This is a genomic window from Xanthobacter aminoxidans (assembly GCF_043193615.1).
Lineage (GTDB): Bacteria > Pseudomonadota > Alphaproteobacteria > Rhizobiales > Xanthobacteraceae > Xanthobacter > Xanthobacter aminoxidans.
Map to the genome: position 1 here is coordinate 118,846 of NZ_JBAFUS010000005.1, position 24,722 is coordinate 143,567.

Genomic DNA, 24,722 nt, shown 5'->3' on the forward strand with positions numbered 1-24,722 from the left:
CCCGGCTAACGGCCGGGTGGACCTTGGCCGCGCGAGCCTGTAGCGTGCACCGCAACAAAAGGGCGGGGCGGAAAGGCACGGGTCGGGATGCTGGCGCACAGCACGGGCGCATCGGGATCAGGCGCAGTTTCCAGCGAATACGAGCGTTCCAGCGCCTATGAGCGCCGGCGCCGCGCTTTCCTCTGGATGGTGCCGGAGCGCTACAATATGGCGGTGCACGCCTGCGATGCGATCGCGGCGCAGCATCCGGACCGTCCCGCGCTCTTCCTGCCCTCGGGCGACGGCTTCTCCCCGGTCTCCTACGGCGCGCTGGCGCGGCTCTCCAACCGGCTGGCCCATGCGCTCGTCGCCTCCGGCATCCGGCCCGGCGACCGGGTGGCCATTCTGCTCCCCCAGTCGCTGGAAGTGCTCGTCACCCATCTCGCCGTCTACAAGATGGGCGCCATCGCGGTGCCTCTGGCCGGCGCGTTCGGCGTGGATGCCATCGCCTACCGCCTTCTGGATTCCGGCGCCCGCGCCCTCGTCACCGACGATGCCGGCCTCGCCAAGCTGCTCGCGCGGCCCGAGGCGCTGGATCTCGTGGTCAATGTGGACGGCCCGCGCGACGGCGCCGTCGGCTTCTCCGCTCTGGTGGAGGCGGCCTCCGACCGCCCGCTTCCCATATCCTCCGGCCCGGACGATCCGGCGCTGATGATCTACACCTCCGGCACCACCGGCCAGCCCAAGGGCGCGCTGCACGGCCACCGGGTGCTGTTCGCCCATGTGAGCGGCGTCACCTTCACCCATGAGGGCATCGGGCAGGCGGGCGACCGCATGTGGACGCCCTCCGACTGGGCCTGGGCCGGCGGGCTCCTGAACACCGTGCTGCCGGCGCTGGCGCTGGGCGTGCCTGTGGTGGCGCAGCCGCGGGGCAAGTTCGATCCCGAAGCCGCCTTCGCTCTGATGAAGCGCGCCGAGGTGCGCAACGTCTTCATCCCGCCCACCGCGCTGCGCATGATGCGGCAGGTGCAGAACCCGCGCGAAAAGTTCGGCTTCGCGCTGCGCACGGTGGGCTCGGCCGGCGAGGCTCTGGGCGCCGAGACGTTCGACTGGGGTCGCGAGGCCCTCGGCGTGCCGGTGAACGAATTCTACGGCCAGACCGAATGCAACTACGTCATCGGCTCCTCGGCCGCGCTGGGCGTGGCCAAGGCCGGCGCCACCGGCAAGGCGGTGCCCGGCCATGAGGTGGCGGTGCTGGGCGAGGACGGGCGCATTCTGCCGCCCGGCCAGATGGGCCAGATCGCCGTGCGCACGCCCGACCCGGTGATGTTCCTCACCTACTGGAACCGCCCCGAAGCCACCGCCGACAAAGTGAAGGACGGCTGGCTGCTCACCGGCGATCTCGCGACGCGGGACGAGGAGGGCTATTTCCACTTCCTCGGCCGGGACGACGACGTCATCACCTCGGCCGGCTACCGCATCGGCCCAGCGGAGATCGAGGACGTGCTGCTGAAGCACCCCGCCGTCGCCATGGCCGCCGCGGTGGGCAAGAAGGACCCGCTGCGCACGGAGATCGTCAAGGCGGTCATCGTGCCCATGCCCGGCGTGGAGCCCACGCCGGAGCTGGAGGCGGAGATTCGCGACTTCGTGCGCACGCGCCTCGCGGCCTACGAATATCCCCGCGAGATCCAGTTCGTGGACGAGCTGCCGCTCACCACCACCGGCAAGGTCATCCGCCGGATGCTGCGCGACTAACGCCTATGCCTTGTACTGCTTGGCCAGCGCCTCGGCGCTGCGGGCGAACAGAGCGGCATCCACCCCCACGGCGGTGAACACCGAGCCGGCCGCCATGTAGCGACGGGCCAAAGCCTCGTCGCCCACCACCAGCACGCCGCCGCGATTGCCGGCGGCGCGGATGCGCCTCAGCCCGTCCTCGATGGCGTCCACCACCTTCGGGTGGGTGGGCTGGTGCAAGAGGCCCATGGAGGCGGAGAGGTCGCCGGGGCCGATGAAGATGCCGTCCACGCCCGGCACGGCGGCGATCTCCTCCACCTTCTCCAGCGCTTCCATGGTCTCCACCTGCACCAGCACGCACATCTCGTCGGCATAGCGGGTGAAGTAATCACCGATGCGGCCGAAGCGGGTGGCGCGGGAGGCCACCGCATAGCCGCGGATGCCATCCGGCGGATAGCGCGTCGCCGCCACCGCCGCGCGGGCCTCCTCGGCATTCTGGACCATGGGGATGAGGAAGCTCTGGGTGCCGATGTCGAGGAAGCGCTTCAGCGTCACCGCATCGTTCCACGGCACCCGCACCACCGGCTGGGTGCCGTAGCCCACCATGGACTGGAGCTGGTTGAACACGTTGGGCAGCTCGTTGGGCGCATGCTCGGTGTCCAGCACCAGCCAGTCGAAGCCCGCGCCGGCGAGAATCTCCGAGACATAATTGGAGGGCACGGCGCACCACAGGCCGATCTGCTGGGTGCCGGCATGGAGCGCGCGCTTGAACGGGTTCTCGGGCAGTTGCATGGCGTTTCCTTCGGGGGATTCTTATCGGCGAAGCTTATTCCGGCCGCAGCATAGCCGGCACCTCCTCGCCCAGCACCATGCCGGCGAGCATCTCGCCCAGCGCAGGAGCGAACTTGAAGAGGTGGCCGCCGGCGAAGAAGTCCACCGCGCCACGCCTGACCACCTCGAGGCGCTCGGATTCCCATGGCGCGCCGTCGTCGGGATGCTCCAGCGAGGTGGAGACGCAGCTCTCGATGGTGAAGCGCGACGTGTCGAGGCCAGGCAGCGTCTGCGCCGCCAGCGCCAGCGTGTGCTCGATCACCTGGTCGGGATGGCCGCCGCCGCTGCGGTCGGCGTCGCTCGGCTCCAGGCCCACGGCGAACAGGCCGTCATGCAGCGCCGGCAGGCCGTAGGTGTAGAGCACGCCGTGGCGGTGGTCGCTCTTGTCGCGGAAGGAGACCATGGGCCGCGCCGCGAGGTCGCCGTTCATGGGGAAGAGCAGGCGCTGGTGGACGCTGTAGACCTGCGGCACCTTCACGCCCATGGCGCCGGCGAGCACCGGCGTCTGCATGCCCGCCGCCACCAGCACGCGCCGCGCCCGGTAGATGGCGCTGCGGGTGGAGACCAGCACATGGCCCGACCGCTGGGTGAGGCCCAGCACCGGCGTGTGCTCGTGCAGCGCATCGCCCAGCGTGCCGGCGAGCCATTCGATGCTGTCGCGGGCGCGGATGGTGCCGGCCTCCTCCTCCAGGATCACCGGCTTCGCCCAGGGCCGATGCACCGGCAGCAGTTCTTCCTGCTCGGCGGGGGAGACGAAGCGGACCTTCAGGTCGAGCCCGGCGAGGCGCTTCAGCTCCGCCTCCGCCTGCTCGACGATGAGGAAGGAGCCGGTGCGCTCGATGAGGGGGCGGCCGGCCTCCTCCTCCCAGCGCGCCCAGCCGGTGCTGGCCTTGCGGGCGAGCCAGAGCATGCGGGGATCGTTGTAGGCCGCGCGCATGATGCGCGAGCCCCCGGCCGACTGGGCGCCGCCCGCCGCACCCGCATCGAAGCAGCGCACGGAGATGCCGAGGCGCGTCAGGGTGTGGGCGACCGACAGGCCGACGATGCCGGCGCCGACGATGGCGATCTCGGTGTCCTCGAACGGCAGACGGGCGGTCGATGCGGGCATGGGGGCTCCTCGCGATTCGGCACTCGATCCCTCGTAACATGCTGGCCACGGCCACGCTTTGCGCGCTGCAGCAGGTTTTCCCCCACTCCCCACCCCGCACCTTCGGTGCTATCCAAGGCGTCCTTTTTGAACGCGGCGCGCGAGACGCCGCGCGCCCGAGGATCTGCCAGCCATGCTCACCACCAATCCCGCCTTCGACCGCATCGGCGAGGAGAACGCCTTCGCCGTCCTCGCCCGCGCCACGGCGCTTCAGGCGGAGGGGCGCTCCATCCTCAACCTCGGCATCGGCCAGCCCGACTTCCAGACGCCGGCCCACATCGTCGAGGCGGCGGTGAAGGCGCTGCGCGACGGCCAGCACGGCTACACCCCCTCGGTCGGCATCCTGCCCCTGCGCGAGGCGGTGGCCGGCGATCTCAACCGCCGCTACGGCGTCGAGGTGGACCCGAACCTCGTGATGATCGTGCCCGGCGGCAAGGTGACCATGTATGCGGCCATCCGCCTGTTCGGCGAGCCCGGCGCGGAAATCCTCTATCCCGATCCCGGCTTTCCCATCTACCGCTCCATGATCGAGCACACCGGCGCGACGCCCATCCCGGTGCCAATCCGCGAGGAGAACGGCTTCGCCTTCTCGGCGGAGGAGACGCTCGCCCTCATCACGCCGAAGACGCGGCTGCTCATCATCAATTCGCCGGCCAACCCCACGGGCGGCGTCACCCCCGCCGCCGAGATCGACAGATTGGTGAAGGGCCTCGCCGCCCATCCCCACGTCGCGCTCATGTCGGACGAGATCTACGACCGCTTCCTCTTCGACGGGGAGGAGCACCGCACGCTCCTCGCCTATCCCGAGATCCGCGACCGGCTGATCCTGCTCAACGGCTGGTCCAAGACCTACGCCATGACCGGCTGGCGCCTCGGCTATTCCATCTGGCCGAAGAGCCTCTACGACCAGGTGCGCAAGCTGGCGGTGAACTGCTGGTCCTGCGTCAACGCCGCGACACAGTATGCCGGTATCGCCGCGCTGGAAGGCCCGCAGGATGCGGTGTTCGCTATGACCGCCGAGTTCGACGCCCGCCGCCGCATGGTGGTGGAGGGGCTGAACGCGCTGCCCGGCGTCACCTGCGCGACGCCCAAGGGCGCCTTCTATGCCTTCCCCAACATCACCGGCACCGGCTGGACCGCCGCCAAGAAGCTCGCCTCGGCCCTGCTGGAGGAGGCGGGCGTGGCGGTGATCGGCGGGCCGGATTTCGGCGTCCATGGCGAGGGCTATTTGCGCCTCTCCTACGCCACCTCGCGGGAGAACATCACCGCCGCGCTCGGCCGCATGGGCGATTTCCTCGCCGCCAACCGCAAGGTGGCCTGAGGCGTGGGGGCGGCGCGGCGGTGGACGGGCCGGCGGGCGCTTCTCGCCCTCGCCCTCGTGCTGCTGGCCTTCTCGCCCGTGCTGCTGGTGCTGACGCGCCCGCCGCCGGAGGGTCCCGCCCCCAGGGTCGCCCCCGCTCTGCCGGAGCCCGAGCCGGAGCCGGCCATTCCGGCCGATGCGGACCTGCCGTCGGGCCCATCCCAGGCGCGCCAGGCCACTGCCCGCGCCGACGGCGATGCGGCGACGCCGGAGCGGTGGAAGGTGGTCGTCGCCTGCCCGCGCGAGAAGGTGTCCGGCGGGCAATACAATCGCTGCCTCTATGACGTGACCCGCACCTCCGAGCAGGCGCTGGAGGCGGAGCTGGCCAACGCCTTCACCGTCATCGAGGCGCGCACCGACCTGCAAGGCACCCAGCGCGCCCGCTGGAAGACCCAGCTCGACGAGGCGCAATCGCGCTTCCTGCTGTTCCGCAATCTCGACTGCCAGGGCGTCGCGCCGTTCGAGGGGCCGCGCGGCATCGGCAATTTCGAGCAGCGCTCCCTCTGCCTCATCGCCGCCAACCGCGGCCGCGCCGCCGATCTGCGCGCCCGCTACGGCACGCCCCAGCCCGAGGGCGCCACCGACGCCGCCAAGCCCGGCCCCACTGACCCGGCGCCGCGCGACGGCACCTGGACCCACCCGGTGCCGCCGCCGGTGGATTGAGCCTTTCCCTATGATAGGGTCCGGCGCCCGGCGCAGGGCACGATAACGGAGGCACCCGTGGCGAAAGTGGTCTGTGTGGGCGAGGTGATGGTGGAACTCGCCCGCGGTTCCGACGGGCGCTTCGGCCTCGCCTTCGGCGGCGACACCTTCAACACCGCCGTCTATCTCGCCCGGGCCGGCGTGGACGTAGCCTACGCCACCGCCCTCGGCGACGACGCCTTCTCCGGCGACATCCTCGCCCTCGGCGCGGCGGAGGGCGTGGACATGAGCCTGATCCCGCGCGTCAGCGGCAAGGTGCCCGGCCTCTATCTCATCACCACCGACAATGCCGGCGAGCGCAGCTTCCATTACTGGCGCGACACCGCCCCCGCCCGCGCCCTGTTCGAGGCGGACGGCTGGCAGGAGGTGGCGGCGGCTTTGGTGGGGGCGGGCGCGGTCTATTTCTCCGGCATCACCTTGTCGCTCTATTCCAACCAGGGGCTCGGCCGCTTCCTCGCTGCGCTGGAGATGGCGGGCGGGGCCGGCGACAGCCGCTCAGGGCCGCCGGCCTGGCGGGTGTTCGACGGCAATTTCCGCCCGCGCGGCTGGGGCGGCGATCTCTCCCGCGCCCGCACCGTGTTCGCCGAGGCGCTGAAGCGGTCCTCCATGGCGCTGCCCACCTTCGAGGACGAGGCCGCCCTGTGGGGCGATGCCTCCCCCGCCGCCACCATCGAGCGCATCAGCACCTACGGGGTGAGCGAGGTGGTGGTGAAGAACGGGGCCGGCGGCGCGCTGGTTCATGCCGAGGGCCGCACCGTGGAGGTGCCGGTGGAGCGCACCGTCTCCCCCCTCGACACCACCGGCGCCGGCGACAGCTTCAATGCTGGCTATCTCGCCGCCCGCATCGCCGGCGCGACGCCGGAAGCCGCCGCCCAGGCCGGCCACCGCCTCGCCGCCGAGGTCATCATGCACCGCGGCGCCATCATCCCCCGCGCCGCGCAGGAGGGCGCGACGGCGCATTGAGGGAAAAGTTGCCCAATGTACCATTGAGTGGTACATTGGGTCTAAACCGGGGGGCAAAATGATCGTCAGCTTCCGCGATGCGTGGCTGGAAGCGTTCTTTGTCGATGACACGCGCTCCCGCCACATCCCGGCGGATATCGAGGATCGGCTGTTCCGAAAGCTTCAGATGATCGACGACGCGACCACCGATCAGGATCTGCGCGTGCCTCCGAGCAATCATTTCGAGAAGCTGCGCGGCACGCTCGATGGCCTGCACTCGATCCGCGTGAACCTCAGGTGGAGGCTCATTTTCCGGTGGGATGGCGAGAACGGCGAAGCCTTCGATCTTTACCTCGATGACCACAGCTATCGGTGAGGCCACTCATGCGGATGACCAAGCGCAAGCCGGCCGGGGTCGGCGAAATCCTCGTGGAGGAATTCATGGAGCCGCTGGGCCTCACCCAGGCGGCGCTGGCCGAGGCGATGGGCGTTCCGAGGAAGCACGTCAACGAGCTGTGCAATGAGCGCCGCTCGGTCACGGCCGCGACGGCGCTCATTCTGGCGCGGGTGTTCGGCAACAGCGCCGATTTCTGGCTGAACGTCCAGCGCCGCACAGATCTCTGGCAGACGCTGAACTCGCCGGAGGAGCGGGCGCGGATCGAGCGGGCGAAGCCGTTGGCTCCGGCCGCCTGATCCCTGGCCGCCCAATGTCCGAGGCGACGCGCCGCCTCAGATGGTCTGGTTGTATTCGCCGATGCCTGGGTGCTGGCGCAGCACGCCGTCGATCTCCTTGAACATCTCGCGCATGCGGGCTTCGGAGACCGGGCTTTCCACCACCACCACCAGCTCGGGCTTGTTGGAGGAGGCGCGCAGCAGGCCCCAGGAGCCGTCCTCGCAGGTGACGCGCACGCCGTTCACCGTCACGAGGTCGCGGATCTTCTGGCCGGTAACGGTCGCGCCTTCAGCCGCCAGCTTCTCGTAATGCTCCACCACCTTGGCGACGACGCCGTACTTGGCTTCGTCCGCGCAGTGGGGGGACATGGTGGGCGAGGACCAGGTCTTGGGCAGCGCCTCGCGCAGCTCGGAGAGCTTCTTGCCGGGGTTGCGGTCCAGCATGTCGAGCACGGCGATGGCGGAGACGAGGCCGTCGTCATAGCCGCGGCCCACGGGCTTGTTGAAGAAGTAGTGGCCGGACTTCTCGAAGCCCACCAGCGCGCCGGTCTCGTTCACCCGGCGCTTCATGTAGGAATGGCCGGTCTTCCAGTAGTCCGCCTTCACGCCGAGCTTGATCAGCTCGGGGTCGGTGGCGAACAGGCCGGTGGACTTCACGTCCACCACGAAGGTGGAGTTGGGATAGAGCTTGGCGAGGTCGCGGGCGAGCAGCACGCCCACCTTGTCGGCGAAGATCTCCTCGCCGGTGTTGTCCACCACGCCGCAGCGGTCGCCGTCGCCGTCGAAGCCGAGGGCCACGTCCGCCTTGTGCTCCAGCACCGCGTCCCGCATGGCATGGAGCATCTCCATGTCCTCGGGGTTGGGATTGTACTTGGGGAAGGTGTGGTCCAGCTCGGTATCGAGCGGCACCACCTCGACGCCCAGCGCCTCGAGGATCTTCGGCGCGAAGGCGCCGGCCGTGCCGTTGCCGCAGGCCACCACCGCCTTGATGGGGTGCTTCAGCTTCGGCCGGTTGGTGAGGTCCTTGATGTAGACCTCGGGGAAGTTCTCGACGAACACATAGGCGCCGCCGCCCTTCAGGTCGAACTTAGCCGACAGAACGATGTCCTTCAGCCGGCTCATTTCGTCCGGGCCGAAGGTGAGCGGGCGGTTCACGCCCATCTTCACGCCGGTCCAGCCGTTGTCGTTGTGCGAGGCGGTGACCATCGCCACAGCCGGCACGTCCAGCGCGAACTGGGCGAAATAGGCCATGGGCGACATGGCGAGGCCGATGTCATGAACCTTGATGCCCGCCGCCATGAGGCCGGAGACCAGCGCCAGCTTGATGGAGGAGGAATAGGAGCGGAAGTCGTGACCGGTGACGATCTCGGGCTTCACGCCCATCTCGTGCATGAGGGTGCCGAGGCCCATGCCGAGGGCCTGCACGCCCATCAGGTTGATTTCCTTCTGGAACAACCAGCGGGCGTCATACTCCCGGAAGCCGGTCGGCTTCACCATGGGCTCGGACTCGTAGGCGTAGGTATTGGGCGTCAGGACCGGCTTCGGCGTCGGGAACATGGGGACCATTCCTCCGCAGGCACGCAAAATTTCGCGGTCGCGAGATAGCACGGATTCGTGACCGAACGAACGGCTGCGCTTGGGATTAGTTCCCCTCGCGGCGGCAGCACGGTGACGCCGCCGTGGCGGTCACGCGATCTTCCGTGTCATTTCCGGGAGCATGGTGCCCTCTTCCCGCGCCCGCACGTGCCAGGCGAGGGCCTCCTCGATGATGTGCGGGGTGTGCCCGCCGCGCGCCGTGGCCCGCTCGAAATAGTCCGACAGCGCATCGCGATAGAGCGGATGCACGCAATTGGCGATGACGACGCGCGCCCGCTCGCGGGGGGCCAGCTCGCGCAGGTCGGCGAGGCCCACCTCGGTGACGAGGATGTCCACGTCATGCTCGGTGTGGTCCACATGGCTCACCATGGGCACCACCGAGGACAGCGCGCCACCCTTGGCGATGGACTTGGTGACGAACACCGAGAGATAGGCGTTGCGGGCGAAATCGCCGGAGCCGCCGATGCCGTTCATCATGTGGGTGCCGCCCACATGGGTGGAATTGACGTTGCCGTAGATGTCGAATTCCAGCGCCGTGTTGATGCCGATGAGGCCGAGGCGGCGGATGATCTCGGGATGGTTGGAAATCTCCTGCGGCCGCAGGATGAGGCGCGACTTGTAGTCGGTGATGCGCGGCATCACCTGGTCGTACTTCGGCTTCGACAGGGTGATGGACGAGCCGGAGGCGAAGTTCAGCTTGCCGGCGTCGAACAGGTCGAAGGTCGAATCCTGGAGCACCTCGGAATACATGGTGAGGTCTGAGAACGGGCTCTCGATGAAGCCGTGCATCACCGCGTTGGCGATGGTGCCGATGCCGGCCTGCAGCGGCTGCAGGCGGTTCGTCATGCGGCCGAGCTTCACCTCGTGCTTCAGGAATTCCATGAGATGGCCGGCGATGGCGGCAGTCTCGGGGTCCGGCGGCAGCACGTTGGAGGCGGAATCCAGCTTCCGCGTCACCACGATGGCGGCGATCTTCTCCGGGTCGACGGGAATGAAGGGCAGGCCCACCCGGCTTTCCGGCGTCACCACCGGGATCGGCTCGCGGAACGGGCGGCGGGTGGGGATGTAGATGTCGTGCAGCCCCTCCAGCTCCGCCGGCTGGGTGAGGTTGATCTCGACGATGACCTTCTTCGCCAGGATGGCGAAGGTGGCCGAATTGCCCACCGAGGTGGTGGGAATGATGCCGCCGGACGCGGTGATGCCCACCGCCTCGATCACCGCCACGTCGATGGGGCCGAGCTGGTTGGTGCGCAGGTGCTCCACCGTCTCGGACAGGTGCTGGTCCACGAACATCACCTCGCCGGCGTTGATCGCCTTGCGCAGGGCCGGGTCGGACTGGAACGGGATGCGGCGGGAGAGCAGGTGCGCTTCCGCCATCTGCTTGTCGAGGTCGTTGCCCAGCGAGGCGCCGGTGATGAGGGTGATGCGCAGCGGCTCGCCGCGCGCATGGGCGGCATTGGCGCGGGCGGCCAGCGCCATGGGCACGGCCTTCGCCTCGCCGGCGCGGGTGAAGCCGCTCATGCCCACGATCATGCCGTCGCCGATGAGCGCCGCGGCCTCCTCGGCCGGGACGATCCTGTCACGCAAGGACGAGAGGCGGATGCGGTTCTCGGGCATGTCGGCAATTCCGTCGTGGAGACAATCCCTTGCGCATAGCGAGGCGCGCAGGGCCACCGGAATTCGACTTAAAGGGAAGGCGGCTCAGGCGGTAATGGCCACTGGTAGGCCGAAGCCATCGCGCTCCGGCGGATCGGGGAAGCGCAAGGCGTTGCCCTCGAACACTCTTTTGGCGGTCACTGCGCAGGCGCAGGCATCCACCAGATCGTCGAGCCCTGCGCCCAGCGCAGCCGCGGTCTTCCCATTTAGCAGATCGATTGGCACGCCGGCACGGGCGAGGAGGCCGATGCGCACGTCGAGACCGGGCGGATAGGGACGGCTCTTCACCTTCTTCGCCACATCGAGCGGCGCGCCGTTCATGATGCGGAACGACACCTCCGGGTGGCACTCGACGAGCCGGTCCCGCAGCTCCGCCCGGCGCAGCAGCAGTTCGTCCAGCTCGGCGATCTTGGGGAAGAGGTTGAAGCATTGGATGGAGACCTTGCGCGGCGGGCTCGAATGCGCGAGCGCCGCGGCACAGGCGGCAGCGAAGCGTTCTCGCTCGTCTCCCGGCCCCAGGCCGGCCATGACAGCCGCCCGGGCCGGGACGGAGAAGACAGAGGATTGCCGCTTGTCCAGCAGGGGGCGCACCGCCCGCTCTGCTGCGCGCCCGCCGACTTCGCTGGTTTCGGGCAGCCCTATGGGCATGTCCACGCAGGCGATGGCGGGAGCGTCCGGCGCGTCGAACAGCGCTTCCACCCGCGCCACCCGGATCAGATCGAGCCGGCCGGCGCCGTCCCACCGGGCGACCACCCAGCCGCCGCGGCAGCCGTCGATGCCGGCGAGACGCAGGGTCATGACCTCAATCCTCGCCCGCCTTGGCCTTGGGCAGGGGGATGGTGGAGGGCTGCGGGATCGGCGCCGCGTAATATTTGCGCTTGATGGAGCCGGTCTCGGGATTGCTGGACGCGGCGGACGACACGGGGATGCCCTGCGGCCCCACCTGCCAGCCCGGCGGCAGGCCGCCCTTCTGCGGCGCGGACGGCGGAGGGGCCGGCGGCGGTGCTGAGGCGCGCGCCGGGGCACCGCCCACGGCGCCGGGGGGATAATTGGAGGGCGGATAGTTCGAAGGCGGATAGCTGGACGGCGGATATCCGGCCGACGGGGGCGGTGCCGGCGAGGCGATGATCGGCGCCCGCGCGGCCTCGACCGGCGGCAAGGCGGGCGGCAGGGGCGGCGGCGGCTCGGCCTCGACCGGCGCCGGCTGCGGCGCGGCCCGCGGCCCGCCGAACAAGGTGGAGAAGAAGGAGGGCTGCTCCGCCGGGGCCGAGACCTGCTGCGGCGCCGGGGCATAGACGGGGGCCGCTTCCGCCACCGGCGCGCTGGGCGCGGCCGACACCATCGGCGGCGCCTTGGTCGGCATGGGCGGGGCCGGCATCGGGCGCGGCGCCGGCTTGCAGATGGTCCGCCCCTTGGCGTGGCGCATCAGGTCCACATGGATGTGGTCGTAATGGAAGATGTTGGAGCCCGGCGCGAGCACCGTGGTGAAGCGCTCGCAGGCGCCGGCCTGCACCTGGAGCAGGAATCCGCGCTCCTCCGGCGTGCCCTTCCAGCCGTTCTTCACGCTGATCCAGCGGCCGTCCGCCGTGCGGAAGCCGCCGATGTCGAGGGCGTTGCCGAACGCATGCTCGGAAATCTTGGCGTTGGGGTCGCCGTTCATGCCACGGCAGGAATAGGCCGACATCTGGCTGATGGCGACGATGGGCTGGCCGAGCCACGCCAGCGCAGCCGGCTGCACCACGTCCTGCACCCACATGTCCACCTGGTAGATCACCGGGCAGGCGAGCTTGCCGGCCGGCTCCAGCACCACATTCCCTTGCGCGAGCGCGCTCACGCGGAACGGGTGGTCCATGCCGCAGGCGCCGGGGCCCTGGACGGCGGGAAGCGGCTCCATGAAGACGGACGGGACCACTCCCTTGGCCGCAAGGCATTGCTCCTCGGCCTGGGAGCGCCACGAATCGCGCTCCTCCAGGCCGAAGCGACAGCCCGAGAGGGCGCCGGCCAGAAGGAGGAGGGCGAGGAAGATGCGGGGCGTGTCGCGCGACATGGCCCCACCTTGCGGAGGCCGCCTTGCAAAGGGGTTAAAGCACGCCGCCAAATACCGCAAAAGGAGCCGCAGCCCCTTGAAAAGACAGAACCCCACGCCCTTCCGCTACGCGATATCGCGGCGGAGGGATGGGGTTCGCAAGCGGGCGAAAATGGACGCGGACCGGCCGAGCGGCCGGTCGGGACCCTTGAAGCTGGCGCGGCTAAACCTGGCGCGGCCTGAAGGGGAGAAACCTCCCCCGACTTCAGTCCTTGCCTCAGTCCTTCTTGGGCTCGGCCTTGGCGTCGGCGTCCGGGGGCGCGGCGCCATCGGCGGCGCCGTCCGGCTCGCGTCCCTCGAAGGCCGCCTGAAGACGGGCGGCGAGGCTCTGCAGCTCGTCCGGCATGTCTTCCTGGGTGTAATCGTCGAACAGTTGGCGCAGCTCGCGGCCCAGCAGATCCTGACGGGCGGAGATGTCGCGGCGGTGAGGCGTTCGCATGCCGCCTGCCTCTTTCTGATGCTGCGTCGTCATGGGGGTGTCGAGGGGGCCTTGGAAGCGTGCCGATCGCATGGCGAGGGTCTTCTGACAGACGCGGGCGGCCTCAAGATGGGACACGTCCACGTGCGTTGCAATAAGGTTCTGAACGCGGGCCTCAATCACGATAGAGTCGCGACAGGTGTCCGGTATCAGGGTCGGTATGCGGGCCGGCCGCGTCCACGTCCGGTCCGTCATCCACGTCGTGCCGCTTGTCGGAGCCGTCGAACGCCGCCTGGATTTCCTTGAGCAGGCGCCGCTCCTCGTCCACCACCCGCGCGCGGCGCGGGGGAAAATCGCGTCGGCTCTCGCCGGGGCCGAATTCCACTGGGTCATAGCCGTGCGGCGCGGCATCGAGGCCCGGGGGCAAAACCCCGCCGTCCCGCGCGTCGTCTTCCGGTACGTTACCCTGGGCGCCCGCGTTCCGCATGGCGGAGCCGCCCGGCAGGGGTTCGTTTCGCAATCCGCTCATCCGCGCCTCCTCCTGCGTCTCCAGATCGCCGAGAAAACGCGAGGGGTGGGGATTTGTTCCACGCCCGCGACTCGAAACGTCCCGCCCCTCGACGTGTGCGGGAATCAGCGCCGTGCGGGAACAAGCGGGGCCATTGGGCAGTTGACGATGCGCGTCACACTTCAACGCCAAAAGCTGAGCGATATCAAAAGTGTCTTCAGCGGGCGGCGCACGTCATTCGAACACTCAAAGGCAAGGAGACACGGCCATGCTGAGCTGGGCGATTACCTTTCTCATCGTCGCGCTGATCGCCGCGGTCCTGGGCTTCGGCGGCATCGCGGGTACGGCCATCGAAATCGCGAAGATCATCTTCTTCGTCGCGATCGTCCTGTTCCTCATCTCCGCGGTGATGGGACTGATGCGCCGGGGTCGAGGCCCGGTCTGATCCAGACGAGGGCGCAAAAAGAACAGGGCGGTCCGGAGGGGTCCCGGGCCGCCCTGAAGTCACTTGGAGATGGCTCCAGTGATACTTTGCTAAGGTAAAGGCACCGCTAACGCCCCCCGCCCGGACCATCGGGACCCCAAACAAAAAGGCGCCCGGTTGGGCGCCTTTCGGTTGTTCAGCAGTACCGTTTCGTGCCGCTCAGGGGCACTGCACGCGATAGCGGTTGCCGTAGGCGTCGCGCGCCCAGCAGGCGCGGGGGGTGGTCTCGGCGCCGATGATGGCGCCCGTGCCCGCACCGATGAGGCCGCCGACGAGGGCGCCCGTGCCGGTGCCCGTGGCGGCGGCACCGATCAGCGCACCGGTGCCGGCGCCGATCGCAGCACCACCCACCGCGCGATCCTGCCGCGAATATTCGCTGCAACCGCCGAGGGCGAGTGCCATCACGCCAATCATGAGAGCCGCTTTCATCTCGTTCTCCCTTGCCCTGCCGGCAGCATGCCGGACATCCATCCTGCGCCCCGCCCCGCATCGGGGCACGAGGGCGAAACAGCGCGCCTGACCGCCCGTGGCGTCAGGCCCGCCGCACTAATCGACCACGGGCTGAGCCTTGCGCTCGTCCTCGCGGGCCGGACCGCGGGCGGACCGACGTCCCCGCGACGTAACGGCATATAGCACGCACCCCACCCCGACGCCCACCGCCACCGCCGCGACGATCACCGGCACCGCCGACGTTTCGGAACGGAAGGGGCGATGCGGCAGTGCGGGCAGGTGCCGGCGAAGGCTGTCCAGAGACAGGCTCGGCAGGGATTCCGCCCGCTCGGCCACCCAGTCCTGGGCATCGGACGCGACGTCTGAGGCCATCCGGCCCCACTCGCGCTCCCGCTTGTGGAACGACGACTGGAGATGGTCGAGTTCATCCCGCAAAGCCGAAAGGCGGCGGGAAAACCCGTCGGTCGAAGTCCTGTGCAAGCCGAGCATATGCTGTCTCCCGTGACGCCGAGACGAACGCTGCCGAACCGCTCCGGTTCCGCAGGCGAAGCCGGAGCCAAGCTGTTCGCCGGTCCCTGTGGCGGTATTGGGTCGAAGCGGAGGTGGAACCGTGGCGCCCCGGCGGCGTTACGTTACCGGAATTTGAAAAGGCCACGTCCGTGTTTGGAATGCTCAAGGGACCGTTTTTCGCGGTGGATTCAGAACTTCCGGGGGCCTTCGTGGTCCTCGATCCTGCGACTCACGCCTTCTTCCTCGATGTGGACGGGACGCTGATCGATATCGCCGAGCGACCCGAGGCCGTGGTGGTCCCCGCCGGACTTCCCGAGACTCTGATGGCCCTCGCGGAGGGGGCCAATGGCGCGCTGGCGCTCGTCAGCGGACGCTCGCTCGCCTCCCTCGACGCATTGTTCGGCGCCGACAGATTCGCCGCCGCGGGCGTCCATGGCGCTGAAATTCGCCTCTCCGCCGGTGGGCCCTCCGATCGCGCGCTCGCCCTCCATGAGGACCTCAGGCACGCATTGCGCGAGACGGCGGCCGAGTTCGAGGGTGTGTTCGCCGAGGACAAGGAATACGCGGTCGCCATCCACTACCGCGCACACCCGGAAGTCGCGCCGGTGCTGAAGCGGGCGCTGACCGAGGTGGTCGGCCAGATCAGCGGCATCGAGATCATGCCCGGCCATTGCGTGTTCGAAGTGCGCCGGAAAGGCATCGACAAGGGCGCCGCCGTCGAGCGCTTCATGGCCGCTCCGGCCTTCGCCGGCCGCCGCCCGGTCTTCATCGGCGACGACGTCACCGACGAGGCCGGGTTCCGGGCCGTGAACCGGGCGGGCGGCATTGCCGTCGCGGTCGGCGCGCCGCGCGACGGTGCTCACACCATTTTACCGGACCCGCGCGCGGTCCGTGCCCTCATCACCCACCTCGCGGCCGAGCCGCGACAACGAAGGAGGTGACCTCAGTGTCCCGCATCGTGGTCGTATCGAACCGAGTGGCCCTCCCCCAGAAGTCCGGTGCGCCGGCCGGGGGACTCGCCGTCGCCGTCAACGCCGCCCTCAAGGATCGCGGCGGCATCTGGTTCGGCTGGAGCGGGCGCATCGCACCGGACCCCTCCGATACGCCCCAGGCGACGAAACACGCGGGCGTCACTTATGCCGTGGTGGACCTCACCAACGAGGACTACCAGGAATATTACAACGGCTTCGCCAACCGGGTGCTGTGGCCGGTACTGCACTACCGGGTGGACCTGTCGGAATTCTACCGCTCGGATCTCTCCGGCTACATCCGCGTCAACCGGATGTTCGCGGACCACCTGGAGAAGATCATCCGCCCGGACGACATCCTGTGGATCCACGACTACCACATGATGCCGCTGGCCAAGTATCTCCGGGAGCGCGGCCACAACAACCGCATCGGCTTCTTCCTGCACATCCCCATGCCGCCGGCGGACATCATCCAGGCCCTTCCGCAGCACGCCGACACCGTGGGGGCGCTGGCCCATTACGATCTGGTCGGCTTCCAGACCGAGGGCGACCGGGAGAATTTCGCCCGCTATCTCGAGACCCGCGGCGGCCAGACGACGCCCGACGGCAACGGCTGCGACATCGGCGGCCGGCGCGTGCGCCTCGGCACCTTTCCCGTGGGCATCGAGACCGGCGCCTTTGCGCGGCGGGCGCGGCACGCGAGCCGCACCCGCTTCGTGAAGGCGTTCGACGAGAGCCTCTCCGGCCGCAAGCTCATCATCGGCGTGGACCGGCTGGACTATTCCAAGGGCATCCCCAACCGGCTGGACGCCTACGACCAGTTCCTGCGCACCCAGCCGGACTGGCACGACCGCGTGACCTTCGTGCAGATCACGCCCAAGAGCCGCACCGACGTGCCCGAATATCAGGACATGGACCGAAGCGTCTCCCACCGGGCCGGGCAGATCAACGGCGCCTACTCGGATGTCTCCTGGACGCCGCTGCGCTATGTGAACCGCACCTATTCGCGCTCCGCCCTCGCCGGCTTCTACCGCCGCGCCGACGTGGCGCTGGTGACGCCGCTGCGCGACGGCATGAACCTCGTCGCCAAGGAATTCGTGGCAGCGCAGGACCCGGCCGATCCCGGCGTGCTGCTCCTGTCCCAGTTCGCCGGGGCAGCGAGCGAGCTCGGGAACGGGGCGCTGATCGTCAACCCGCACGACACCGAGGGCGTCGCCGTCACCCTGCGCCGGGCGCTGGAGATGCCGCTGGCGGAGCGGCGCGAGCGCCACCGCCGGATGATGCGGGTGCTCGAAGAGCACGACATCAACCGCTGGGCCGAGGACTATCTGGCGGCGCTGGAACCCGACCCGCAGCCGGAGCGCCGCGACATCGCCCTGCCCCGCGCGGCAATGCGCAGCGTGGTGCGCCTGCCGGTGGGCTGGGGATCGAGCGCTCTGCCGCGCGGTGCATGAGGTGTAAGCGAACGGCGGGGATATCCCCGCCGCTTTCCTGTTGGCGCCCGGCCGGCAAGCCTATAAAGAGGCTTCGGCTGCGGGCGTGGCGGAACTGGTAGACGCAGCGGACTCAAAATCCGCCGTCCTCACGGATATGTCGGTTCGAGTCCGACCGCCCGCACCATCTTTCCTCGCGCGATGCCGCCGGCCAACCCATCGCGCTTTGCTTGCGCGATGCCGCCCGCCAACCCATCGCGCTTTGCTTGCGCGATGCCGCCCGCCAACCCATCGCGCTTTGCTCACGCGATGCCGCCGGCCAACCCATCGCGCGGGTTCGCCTCCGCTCCGCTCTGGCGCACCAATCCCTTCATCCCGTCAGTGCGTGTTGGCGCGATCCGCGATGGCCGCGAGGCCGGCGCTGGCGCAGGCCTCGTCCTTGTCGCCGCCCGGCGCGCCGCCGACGCCGATGGCGGCGACGATCTCGTTGCCGTGCATGACCGCCACGCCGCCCGCCAGCGCGATGACGTTGGGAATGGTGGTGAGCGAGGAGCCCGCGCCGCCGGGATATTTGGCGACGATCTCCGCGAACGCGCTCGACCGGTCGAACTTGAAGATCGGGCCGAGGGTCGCCACCGTGTAGGCCTTGCGGAAGGCGGTGTCCGGCGTGTGGACCGTGGCGTGATCCGCCTTCAGCGTGGCCTTCACCAGACCCGACGCATCGACCACCGTCGCCGTCACCGGCCAGCCCTTGGCCTCGCACGCCTTCACCGCCGCCGTCGCCGCCTCGACCGCGAGACCAAGCGGCAGCGCATATCCGCTGTAGCCCACCTGCGCCGCGGCGGGGACGGCCCAGCCGGTTGCCACGAGCAGGAGAGCGGCGGCCTTCGTCCTTGCTTTCATGATGTGTCCTTTCGTGGCGTGCGCGCGGCACCGCCGTGTAACCTTTATATTTATATTTTTACGGTTACATGACGTCAGTAACTTGTCAACGTCGCCGAATGCGGTTTCAGCCGCCCCAGCGCACGCCCGCCTGAACCAAACCGCCCCGCCGGCATTGAATGCAGGACACAAGCGGGAGCGACGACGCCATGGCCGAGATGACGCTGGACGAAGTGGTGGAGAAGATGCGCGACATCGATTTCACCACCCTCTTCACCAAGAGCGAGGGCGGCGCGCTGGCCGGGCGGCCCATGAGCAACAACGGCGACGTGGACTATGACGGCAGCAGCTTCTTCTTCGCCAAGGAGGATGCCCGCGCGGTGAGCGAGATCGCCCGCGATCCCAATGTGGGCCTCGCCCTTCAGGGCACCAGCGGCATCCTCGGCCAGCGCCCCTTCTTCGCCACCGTGGAAGGCAAGGCGCAGATCATCCGCGACAAGACCGCCTTCGAAGCGCGCTGGACCGCCGATCTCGACCGCTGGTTCCCGGCCGGCATCGACACGCCGGGCCTCGTGCTCATCAAGGTCGAGGCGCAGCGCCTTCACTGGTGGAACGGCGAGGACGACGGGGAACTCGTCCTTTAGAGGGTGTCCAACCCTTGCGCCGGGCGTCGCTCAGGGTGAAGACTCGCGGCAAGGAGGAGCCCCCATGGCCGCACAGCACATGCTCGACGCCCGCGTCGGCGAGATCACGGAGCGCATCGTCAGGCGCAGCCAAGACGCGCGGCGCCGCTATCTCGACCGCATCGAGGCGGCAGCCCAGCGCCGGCCCCAGCGCCAGGCCCTGGGCTGCGCCAACCAGGCCCACGGCTTCGCCGCCTGCGGCCCCTCCGACAAGGCCATGCTGCGGGCGGGGGAAGGCCCTTCGCTGGGCATCGTCACCGCCTATAACGACATGCTCTCGGCCCACCGGCCCTATGAGCGCTATCCCGAGCTGCTGCGCGAGGCGGCCCGCGCGGCCGGCGGCGCGGCGCTGGTGGCGGGCGGCGTGCCGGCCATGTGCGACGGCATCACCCAGGGCGAGGCGGGGATGGAGCTGTCGCTCTTCTCCCGCGAGGTGATCGCCCTTTCCACCGCCGTGGCCCTCTCCCACCAGACGTTCGATGCCGCGGTCTTCCTCGGCATCTGCGACAAGATCGTGCCCGGCCTCGTCATCGGCGCGCTCTCGTTCGGCCATCTGCCGGCGGTGTTCATCCCCTCCGGCCCCATGACCAGCGGGCTGCCGAACAACGAGAAGTCCCGCATCCGCCAGCTCTATGCCGAGGGCAAGGTGGGCCGGGACGCGCTTCTGGAGGCGGAGAGCCAGTCCTACCACGGACCCGGCACCTGCACCTTCTACGGCACCGCCAACACCAACCAGATGCTCATGGAGATCATGGGCCTGCATTTGCCCGGCGCCTCCTTCGTGACGCCGGACACGCCGCTGCGCGATGCCCTCACCAAGGCGGCGGCGCAGCGCGCGCTGGCCATCACGGCGCTGGGCAACGATCACATCCCCGCCGGCCGGATGCTGGACGAGAAGGCGTTCGTGAATGGCATCGTCGGCCTCCACGCCACCGGCGGCTCCACCAACCACACGCTCCACCTCGTCGCCATGGCGGCAGCGGCGGGCATCGCCTTGAGCTGGGACGATTTCTCCGCGCTCGCCGAGGTGACGCCGTTGCTCGCCCGCGTCTATCCCAACGGCTCGGCGGACGTGAACCATTTCCATGCGGCGGGCGGCATGCCCTTCGTGGTGCGCGAACTGCTCTCCGCCGGCCTGCTGCATGCCGATGCCGAGACCATCCTCGGCCGGGGCCTTGAGGCCTATACCCGCGAGCCGGTGCTCGCGCCCGACGGTTCCCTCGACTGGCGGGACGGGGCGACGACCAGCGGCGATGACAAGGTGCTGCGCGGCGTCGCGGCACCGTTCCAGGCCACCGGCGGGCTCAAGGTGCTGGACGGCAGCCTCGGCCGGGCCGTCATCAAGACCTCGGCGGTGGCCCCGGAGCGCCATGTGATCGAGGCGCCGGCCAAGGTCTTCCATTCGCAGGAGGAGCTTCAGGCGGCCTTCAAGGCGGGCGAACTGACCGGCGATCTCGTCGCCGTCGTGCGCTTCCAGGGGCCGAAGGCCAACGGCATGCCGGAGCTGCACAAGCTCATGCCGCCCCTCGGCGTACTGCAGGATCGCGGGCAGAGGGTGGCCCTCGTCACCGACGGCCGCCTCTCGGGCGCGTCCGGCAAGGTGCCGGCGGCCATCCATGTCACGCCGGAAGCGCTGGACGGCGGTGCCATCGCCCGCATCCGCGACGGCGACATGATCCGGGTCGATGCGGTGACGGGCCGGCTGGAGGTGCTGGTCCCGCCCGGCGAATGGGCGGCCCGGCCGAGCGCGACCGCCGATCTCTCCGCCAATCATGTGGGCGTCGGGCGCGAATTGTTCGCCCCCTTCCGCGCCGCCGTGGGCGAGGCGGAGAACGGCGCCTCGATCTTCGCGGCGGTGTGAGGAGATAGAGCGCCGTCATCCCCCGGCTTGTCCGGGGGATCCACTCCGCCGCGAAGATCGACCGCGGAAAACACGCAGCGTCCCTCTGGCCCCGCGGTGGATTGCCCGCACAAGGCGGGCAATGACGGCGCGGGAAATGCGCCCGGAAAGTTGCGTTTTTCCCAGCGGCGTCAAGTCCGCAGGTCCAACCAGCGCTCAGCCCAGCGCCGTCCCGTTGGCGGCGAGCACGGCGCCCGCCAGATAGAGCGAACCGGCAATCAGCACCCGCGGCGGCGGCACCACCGCCTCGCGGGCGATGCCGTCGAGGGCGCTGCCCACGTCCCGCGCCACGCTCGCCTTCATGCCGAGGCTGACGGCGGCGGCCGCCACGTCCTCCGGCTTCAGGCCCGCATGTTCTCCGGGCACCGGCACCGCGATGGCCTCGCGCACGAGGCCGGCGAAGGGCTGGAGGAAGCCGGTGACATCCTTGGTGCCGAGCATGCCGAGGATGAGCACGAGGGGCCGCGAATAGCGCTCCTCCAGCTCACACAGGGCATGGGCGAGGGCCGCGCCACCGGCGGCGTTGTGCCCGCCGTCGAGCCACAATTCCACGCCGGCCGGTGCGCGGGCGGAGAGCGGGCCGGGCGCGAGCCGCTGGAGGCGCGCCGGCCAGTCGGCCCGCAGGATGCCCGCGTCATGGGCGGCGGGCAGCTTCACCGCGCGCAGGGCGGCGACGGCGAGGCCCGCATTGTCGATCTGGTGCGGTCCGACGAGGCGCGGGCGCGGCAGGTCGAGCAGGCCGTCCTCGTCGGCATAGACGAGCCGGCCCCCCTCCTCCTGCACGTTCCACTGCTGGCCGCGCACGAACAAGGGCGCGAGCTTCTTCGCCGCCGCCCGCTCGATCACGGCGAGCGCCTCCGGCGACTGGGCGCCGGTCACGACGGGGCAGCGCGGCTTGATGATGCCCGCCTTCTCCCCTGCGATGGCCTCCACCGAGGAGCCGAGGAAGTCCACATGGTCGATGGAAACCGGCGTGATGACGCTGGCCAGCGGCTTTTCCACCACGTTGGTGGCGTCCAGCCGGCCGCCGAGGCCCACTTCCAGCAGCAGCACGTCCGCCGGATGCTCGGCGAACAGCAGGAAGCCCGCCGCCGTGGTGATCTCGAACAAGGTGATGGGGGCGCCGGCATTGGCCACCTCCGCCCGGTCGAGGGCATCGGCCAGCGCCGCGTCGGAGACGAGCCGCCCGCCACCCGGCGCGCCGAGGCGGATGCGCTCGTTGAAGCGCACCAGATGCGGCGAGGTGTAGACGTGCACGCTCTGGCCGGCCGCCTCCAGCATCCCGCGCATGAAGGCGATGGTGGAGCCCTTGCCGTTGGTGCCGGCGACGTGGATCACCTTCGGCAGGCGCCGCTCGGGATGGCCGAGCGCCTCCAGCAGACGCTCCATCCGCGAGAGGGACAGGTCGATCTTCTTCGGGTGAAGCGCGGCGAGGCGGGAGAGAATCTCGTCCGTGGCGCGGGCGGGCAGGGGCAGTGCCATGGTGCGTCGAGCCGGGAGCCCCCACGGGAGGGGCCCGCGATCAGGCCTCCCTCACGCCGCCTGCGGGCGCGGCAGCCGGCCCTTGGGCGGCAAAGCCGGCGCCTTGGTCAGCATCCGGCACAGGCGGCCCAGCGTGTCGCGCATCTCGTGGCGGTGCACCACCATGTCGAGCATGCCGTGTTCGCGCAGATATTCGGCGCGCTGGAAGCCGTCGGGCAGCTTCTCGCGGATGGTCTGCTCGATCACGCGCGGGCCGGCGAAGCCGATCAGCGCGCCGGGCTCGGCGATCTGGATGTCGCCCAGCATGGCGTAGGAGGCGGTGACGCCGCCCGTGGTCGGGTTGGTGAGGACGACGATGTAGGGCTTCTTCGCCTCGCGCAGCTCCTGGATGGCCGCCGTGGTGCGCGGCATCTGCATGAGGGAGAGGATGCCCTCCTGCATGCGCGCGCCGCCGGAGGCCGCGAACATGATGAAGGGCGTGCCGCGCTCGGCGGCCGTCTCCAGCCCCTTCACCACCGCCTCGCCGGCGGCCATGCCGAGCGAGCCGCCCATGAAGCCGAAATCCTGCACGGCGATGGTGACGGGCAGCTCGGTGAGCAGGCCGGTCGCCACCTTTACCGCGTCCTGGTAGCCGGTCTTGGTGCGGGCGTCCTTCAGGCGGTCCACATAGCGGCGCTCGTCGCGGAACTTGAGCGGGTCGATGGCCACCTCGGGAAGGGTGACTTCCTCATAGGCGCCGTCGTCGAAGGTGTTCTTCAGCCGCGTCACCGCGTCCATGCGCATGTGGTAGCCGGACGCCGGGATGACGTAGAGGTTCGCCTCCAGATCCTTGTGAAACACCATCTGCCCGGTCTCCGGGCACTTGACCCAGAGGTTTTCGGGCACCTCGCGCCGCGCCAGGAAGTCGCGGATCTTCGGGCGGACGACGTTGGAAATCCAGTTCACGGGATCATCTCCGGTACGGAGGGGCGCGGCGTCGCGCTGCGGCGCACATAGTCCCCCCTCCGCCCTAATGGCAAGTCTGACACGGCGAAAGTACGGCGATCACCGCTGTTGCCGTCGATCATACCACCTTGCTGCCGTTGCGGCGAAGCCGGCTCAGCGCCGCACGCCGCGCACCGCCTCGGCCAGCTCGCTGACGAGGGCTTCCACGCCGATCACGGTGTTGGACGTGGCCTTGCCCTCCTCGTCGAGGGTGCGGCGCACCACTTCCACCAGCGCCGAGCCGACGACCACCGCATCGGCGCCCTGCGCGATGGCGGCCGCCTGTTCCGGGGTCTTCACGCCGAAGCCGACCGCCACGGGCAGCGCGGTATGGCTCTTGATGCGCGCCACGGCGGTGGCCACCGCGTTCGCATCCGGCGTCGCCGCGCCGGTGATGCCGGTGATTGAGACGTAGTAGACGAAGCCCGCGGTGTTCGCGAGCACGGTGGGCAGGCGCTTGTCATCGGTGGTGGGGGTGGCGAGGCGGATGAAGTCCAGCCCGGCATTGAGCGCCGGGATGCAGAGTTCGTCGTCCTCCTCCGGCGGCAGGTCCACCACGATCAGACCGTCCACCCCGGCGACCTTGGCGTCGATGAGGAAGCGCTCCACGCCGAAGACGTAGATGGGGTTGAAATAGCCCATCAGCACCACCGGCGTGGTCTGGTCCTCGCCGCGGAAGGCGGCGACCATTTCCAGCGTCTTGGCCAGCGTCTGCCCACCCTTGAGCGCGCGCAGCCCCGCCGCCTGGATGGCCGGGCCGTCGGCCATGGGATCGGTGAAGGGCACGCCCAGCTCGATCACGTCGGCCCCCGCGCCCGGCAGCGCCCTGAGGATGGCGAGCGAGGTCTCACCGTCCGGGTCGCCGGCGGTGACGAAGGTGACGAGGCCCGGCCGCCCCTCTTCCTTGAGGGCGGCGAAGCGGTCGGAGATGCGGGTGGTCATGGGCTTGCCTGGATGAGAGGAGACGCGGACTATTTCTGTCCGGCCAGCGTGCAGGTGGCGCTGGTGGCGCTGGTGCCGCCGAGGAAGCGCACCTGGTCGGTTCCGGTGACGCCGCCGACGATGGAGAACAGCGTGGTGGAGGCCTTGCCGAGGGCGCGCTTGCCGGCGAAGAACTCGCAGGTCACCTTCACCTCGGCCGCCGTGGCGGTGCCCGTGTTCTTCACCGCCACCGAGACATAGGCGCCGGCGGCGTCGGTGTAGATCTTGCCCGGCGTCAGTTCGAGGTCGGCCGCCTGCGCACCGCCAAGGGTGAGCACGACCGCCGCCGTGGCGATCGAGGACGACACGACTTTCCCGCAGATGCTCTTCATGG

The 24,722-nt window shown here is 69.5% G+C and carries 26 protein-coding genes and 1 tRNA gene; 12 read left to right on the forward strand and 15 right to left on the reverse strand.

The window, feature by feature from the left end; translation table 11 throughout:
- Positions 1–186: 186 nt before the first annotated feature.
- Entirely contained in the window at positions 187–1,734 is a 1,548-nt protein-coding gene (locus tag V5F74_RS21085) for an AMP-binding protein (protein WP_394010008.1), read from the forward strand.
- A 3-nt stretch (positions 1,735–1,737) separates the two neighbouring features.
- On the opposite strand, the gene V5F74_RS21090 is transcribed toward V5F74_RS21085, so the two are convergent.
- Positions 1,738–2,505 carry an aldolase/citrate lyase family protein gene (locus V5F74_RS21090; RefSeq protein WP_394009908.1) on the reverse strand — a complete coding sequence of 256 codons (768 nt, stop codon included), beginning with the start codon at positions 2,503–2,505 and terminating at the stop codon, positions 1,738–1,740.
- A 34-nt stretch (positions 2,506–2,539) separates the two neighbouring features.
- Positions 2,540–3,652, reverse strand: a complete 1,113-nt coding sequence (locus V5F74_RS21095; protein WP_394009909.1) for an NAD(P)/FAD-dependent oxidoreductase — start codon at positions 3,650–3,652, stop codon at positions 2,540–2,542.
- A 172-nt stretch (positions 3,653–3,824) separates the two neighbouring features.
- Here V5F74_RS21095 and V5F74_RS21100 point away from each other — a divergent pair, with 172 nt between their 5' ends.
- Genes V5F74_RS21100 through V5F74_RS21120 form a run of 5 tightly spaced genes read left to right on the forward strand, consistent with a single transcriptional unit; the run spans position 3,825 to position 7,388 of the window.
- Positions 3,825–5,012: a pyridoxal phosphate-dependent aminotransferase gene (locus tag V5F74_RS21100; protein ID WP_394009910.1), complete on the forward strand. Its 1,188-nt coding sequence runs from the start codon at positions 3,825–3,827 to the stop codon at positions 5,010–5,012.
- A 3-nt stretch (positions 5,013–5,015) separates the two neighbouring features.
- Positions 5,016–5,714 carry a lysozyme inhibitor LprI family protein gene (locus tag V5F74_RS21105; RefSeq protein WP_394009911.1) on the forward strand — a complete coding sequence of 233 codons (699 nt, stop codon included), beginning with the start codon at positions 5,016–5,018 and terminating at the stop codon, positions 5,712–5,714.
- A gap of 57 nt (positions 5,715–5,771) precedes the next feature.
- A complete protein-coding gene (locus V5F74_RS21110; protein ID WP_394009912.1) occupies positions 5,772–6,716 on the forward strand; it encodes a sugar kinase in 945 nt (314 codons plus the stop codon).
- Positions 6,717–6,774: 58 nt separating this feature from the next.
- On the forward strand, positions 6,775–7,071 hold the full coding sequence (locus V5F74_RS21115) for a type II toxin-antitoxin system RelE/ParE family toxin (RefSeq protein ID WP_394009913.1): 297 nt from the start codon (positions 6,775–6,777) through the stop codon (positions 7,069–7,071).
- 8 nt (positions 7,072–7,079) lie between these two features.
- The gene (locus tag V5F74_RS21120) at positions 7,080–7,388 is read left to right on the forward strand and encodes a HigA family addiction module antitoxin (RefSeq protein WP_250165405.1); all 309 of its coding nucleotides are present in this window, start codon (positions 7,080–7,082) and stop codon (positions 7,386–7,388) included.
- Positions 7,389–7,424: 36 nt separating this feature from the next.
- Here V5F74_RS21120 and V5F74_RS21125 read toward each other — a convergent pair whose 3' ends face one another.
- The 6 genes from V5F74_RS21125 to V5F74_RS21150 all read right to left on the reverse strand — a co-directional run bounded on the left by V5F74_RS21125 (position 7,425) and on the right by V5F74_RS21150 (position 13,652).
- Positions 7,425–8,924 (reverse strand): phosphomannomutase/phosphoglucomutase, encoded by a 1,500-nt coding sequence (locus V5F74_RS21125; protein ID WP_250165406.1) that lies wholly within the window; start codon positions 8,922–8,924, stop codon positions 7,425–7,427.
- A gap of 129 nt (positions 8,925–9,053) precedes the next feature.
- Positions 9,054–10,580, reverse strand: coding sequence for an acetyl-CoA hydrolase/transferase family protein (locus V5F74_RS21130; RefSeq protein ID WP_250165407.1), 1,527 nt, complete (start codon positions 10,578–10,580; stop codon positions 9,054–9,056).
- Between the two features lie 84 nt (positions 10,581–10,664).
- Complete coding sequence (locus V5F74_RS21135; protein WP_394009914.1) at positions 10,665–11,417, reverse strand: DUF429 domain-containing protein; 753 nt, start codon at positions 11,415–11,417, stop codon at positions 10,665–10,667.
- 4 nt (positions 11,418–11,421) lie between these two features.
- Positions 11,422–12,666, reverse strand: coding sequence for an extensin-like domain-containing protein (locus tag V5F74_RS21140; protein ID WP_394009915.1), 1,245 nt, complete (start codon positions 12,664–12,666; stop codon positions 11,422–11,424).
- 256 nt (positions 12,667–12,922) lie between these two features.
- Positions 12,923–13,144, reverse strand: coding sequence for a hypothetical protein (locus V5F74_RS21145; protein WP_156026267.1), 222 nt, complete (start codon positions 13,142–13,144; stop codon positions 12,923–12,925).
- A gap of 154 nt (positions 13,145–13,298) precedes the next feature.
- Positions 13,299–13,652 (reverse strand): hypothetical protein, encoded by a 354-nt coding sequence (locus tag V5F74_RS21150; protein ID WP_024276682.1) that lies wholly within the window; start codon positions 13,650–13,652, stop codon positions 13,299–13,301.
- Between the two features lie 247 nt (positions 13,653–13,899).
- On the opposite strand from V5F74_RS21150, the gene V5F74_RS21155 reads away from it, so the two are divergent.
- Positions 13,900–14,076: a DUF1328 domain-containing protein gene (locus V5F74_RS21155; RefSeq protein WP_024276681.1), complete on the forward strand. Its 177-nt coding sequence runs from the start codon at positions 13,900–13,902 to the stop codon at positions 14,074–14,076.
- A 198-nt stretch (positions 14,077–14,274) separates the two neighbouring features.
- On the opposite strand, the gene V5F74_RS21160 is transcribed toward V5F74_RS21155, so the two are convergent.
- Entirely contained in the window at positions 14,275–14,544 is a 270-nt protein-coding gene (locus V5F74_RS21160) for a YMGG-like glycine zipper-containing protein (protein WP_024276680.1), read from the reverse strand.
- A gap of 117 nt (positions 14,545–14,661) precedes the next feature.
- Positions 14,662–14,937 carry a hypothetical protein gene (locus V5F74_RS21165; protein ID WP_374252384.1) on the reverse strand — a complete coding sequence of 92 codons (276 nt, stop codon included), beginning with the start codon at positions 14,935–14,937 and terminating at the stop codon, positions 14,662–14,664.
- A gap of 347 nt (positions 14,938–15,284) precedes the next feature.
- On the opposite strand from V5F74_RS21165, the gene otsB reads away from it, so the two are divergent.
- From otsB to V5F74_RS21180, 3 genes are all read left to right on the forward strand, one after another.
- Positions 15,285–16,016, forward strand: coding sequence for a trehalose-phosphatase (gene otsB / locus V5F74_RS21170; RefSeq protein ID WP_394009916.1), 732 nt, complete (start codon positions 15,285–15,287; stop codon positions 16,014–16,016).
- A gap of 5 nt (positions 16,017–16,021) precedes the next feature.
- The gene (otsA, locus tag V5F74_RS21175) at positions 16,022–17,497 is read left to right on the forward strand and encodes an alpha,alpha-trehalose-phosphate synthase (UDP-forming) (protein WP_029556201.1); all 1,476 of its coding nucleotides are present in this window, start codon (positions 16,022–16,024) and stop codon (positions 17,495–17,497) included.
- A 79-nt stretch (positions 17,498–17,576) separates the two neighbouring features.
- Positions 17,577–17,663, forward strand: a tRNA-Leu gene (locus tag V5F74_RS21180).
- A gap of 191 nt (positions 17,664–17,854) precedes the next feature.
- Here the strand turns inward: V5F74_RS21180 and V5F74_RS21185 are convergent.
- Complete coding sequence (locus tag V5F74_RS21185; RefSeq protein WP_394009917.1) at positions 17,855–18,379, reverse strand: GlcG/HbpS family heme-binding protein; 525 nt, start codon at positions 18,377–18,379, stop codon at positions 17,855–17,857.
- A gap of 188 nt (positions 18,380–18,567) precedes the next feature.
- On the opposite strand from V5F74_RS21185, the gene V5F74_RS21190 reads away from it, so the two are divergent.
- The gene (locus V5F74_RS21190) at positions 18,568–19,002 is read left to right on the forward strand and encodes a pyridoxamine 5'-phosphate oxidase family protein (RefSeq protein WP_029556203.1); all 435 of its coding nucleotides are present in this window, start codon (positions 18,568–18,570) and stop codon (positions 19,000–19,002) included.
- A 64-nt stretch (positions 19,003–19,066) separates the two neighbouring features.
- A complete protein-coding gene (gene edd / locus V5F74_RS21195; RefSeq protein ID WP_394009918.1) occupies positions 19,067–20,902 on the forward strand; it encodes a phosphogluconate dehydratase in 1,836 nt (611 codons plus the stop codon).
- Positions 20,903–21,097: 195 nt separating this feature from the next.
- Here the strand turns inward: edd and V5F74_RS21200 are convergent, their stop codons facing one another.
- The 4 genes from V5F74_RS21200 to V5F74_RS21215 form a co-directional block, all read right to left on the reverse strand.
- Positions 21,098–22,423: a bifunctional folylpolyglutamate synthase/dihydrofolate synthase gene (locus V5F74_RS21200; protein WP_029556205.1), complete on the reverse strand. Its 1,326-nt coding sequence runs from the start codon at positions 22,421–22,423 to the stop codon at positions 21,098–21,100.
- Between the two features lie 51 nt (positions 22,424–22,474).
- Positions 22,475–23,368 carry an acetyl-CoA carboxylase, carboxyltransferase subunit beta gene (gene accD / locus V5F74_RS21205; protein ID WP_024276672.1) on the reverse strand — a complete coding sequence of 298 codons (894 nt, stop codon included), beginning with the start codon at positions 23,366–23,368 and terminating at the stop codon, positions 22,475–22,477.
- Positions 23,369–23,521: 153 nt separating this feature from the next.
- Positions 23,522–24,349 carry a tryptophan synthase subunit alpha gene (gene trpA / locus V5F74_RS21210; RefSeq protein ID WP_029556206.1) on the reverse strand — a complete coding sequence of 276 codons (828 nt, stop codon included), beginning with the start codon at positions 24,347–24,349 and terminating at the stop codon, positions 23,522–23,524.
- 29 nt (positions 24,350–24,378) lie between these two features.
- Positions 24,379–24,720, reverse strand: coding sequence for a hypothetical protein (locus tag V5F74_RS21215; RefSeq protein ID WP_394009919.1), 342 nt, complete (start codon positions 24,718–24,720; stop codon positions 24,379–24,381).
- Positions 24,721–24,722 lie beyond the last annotated feature (2 nt).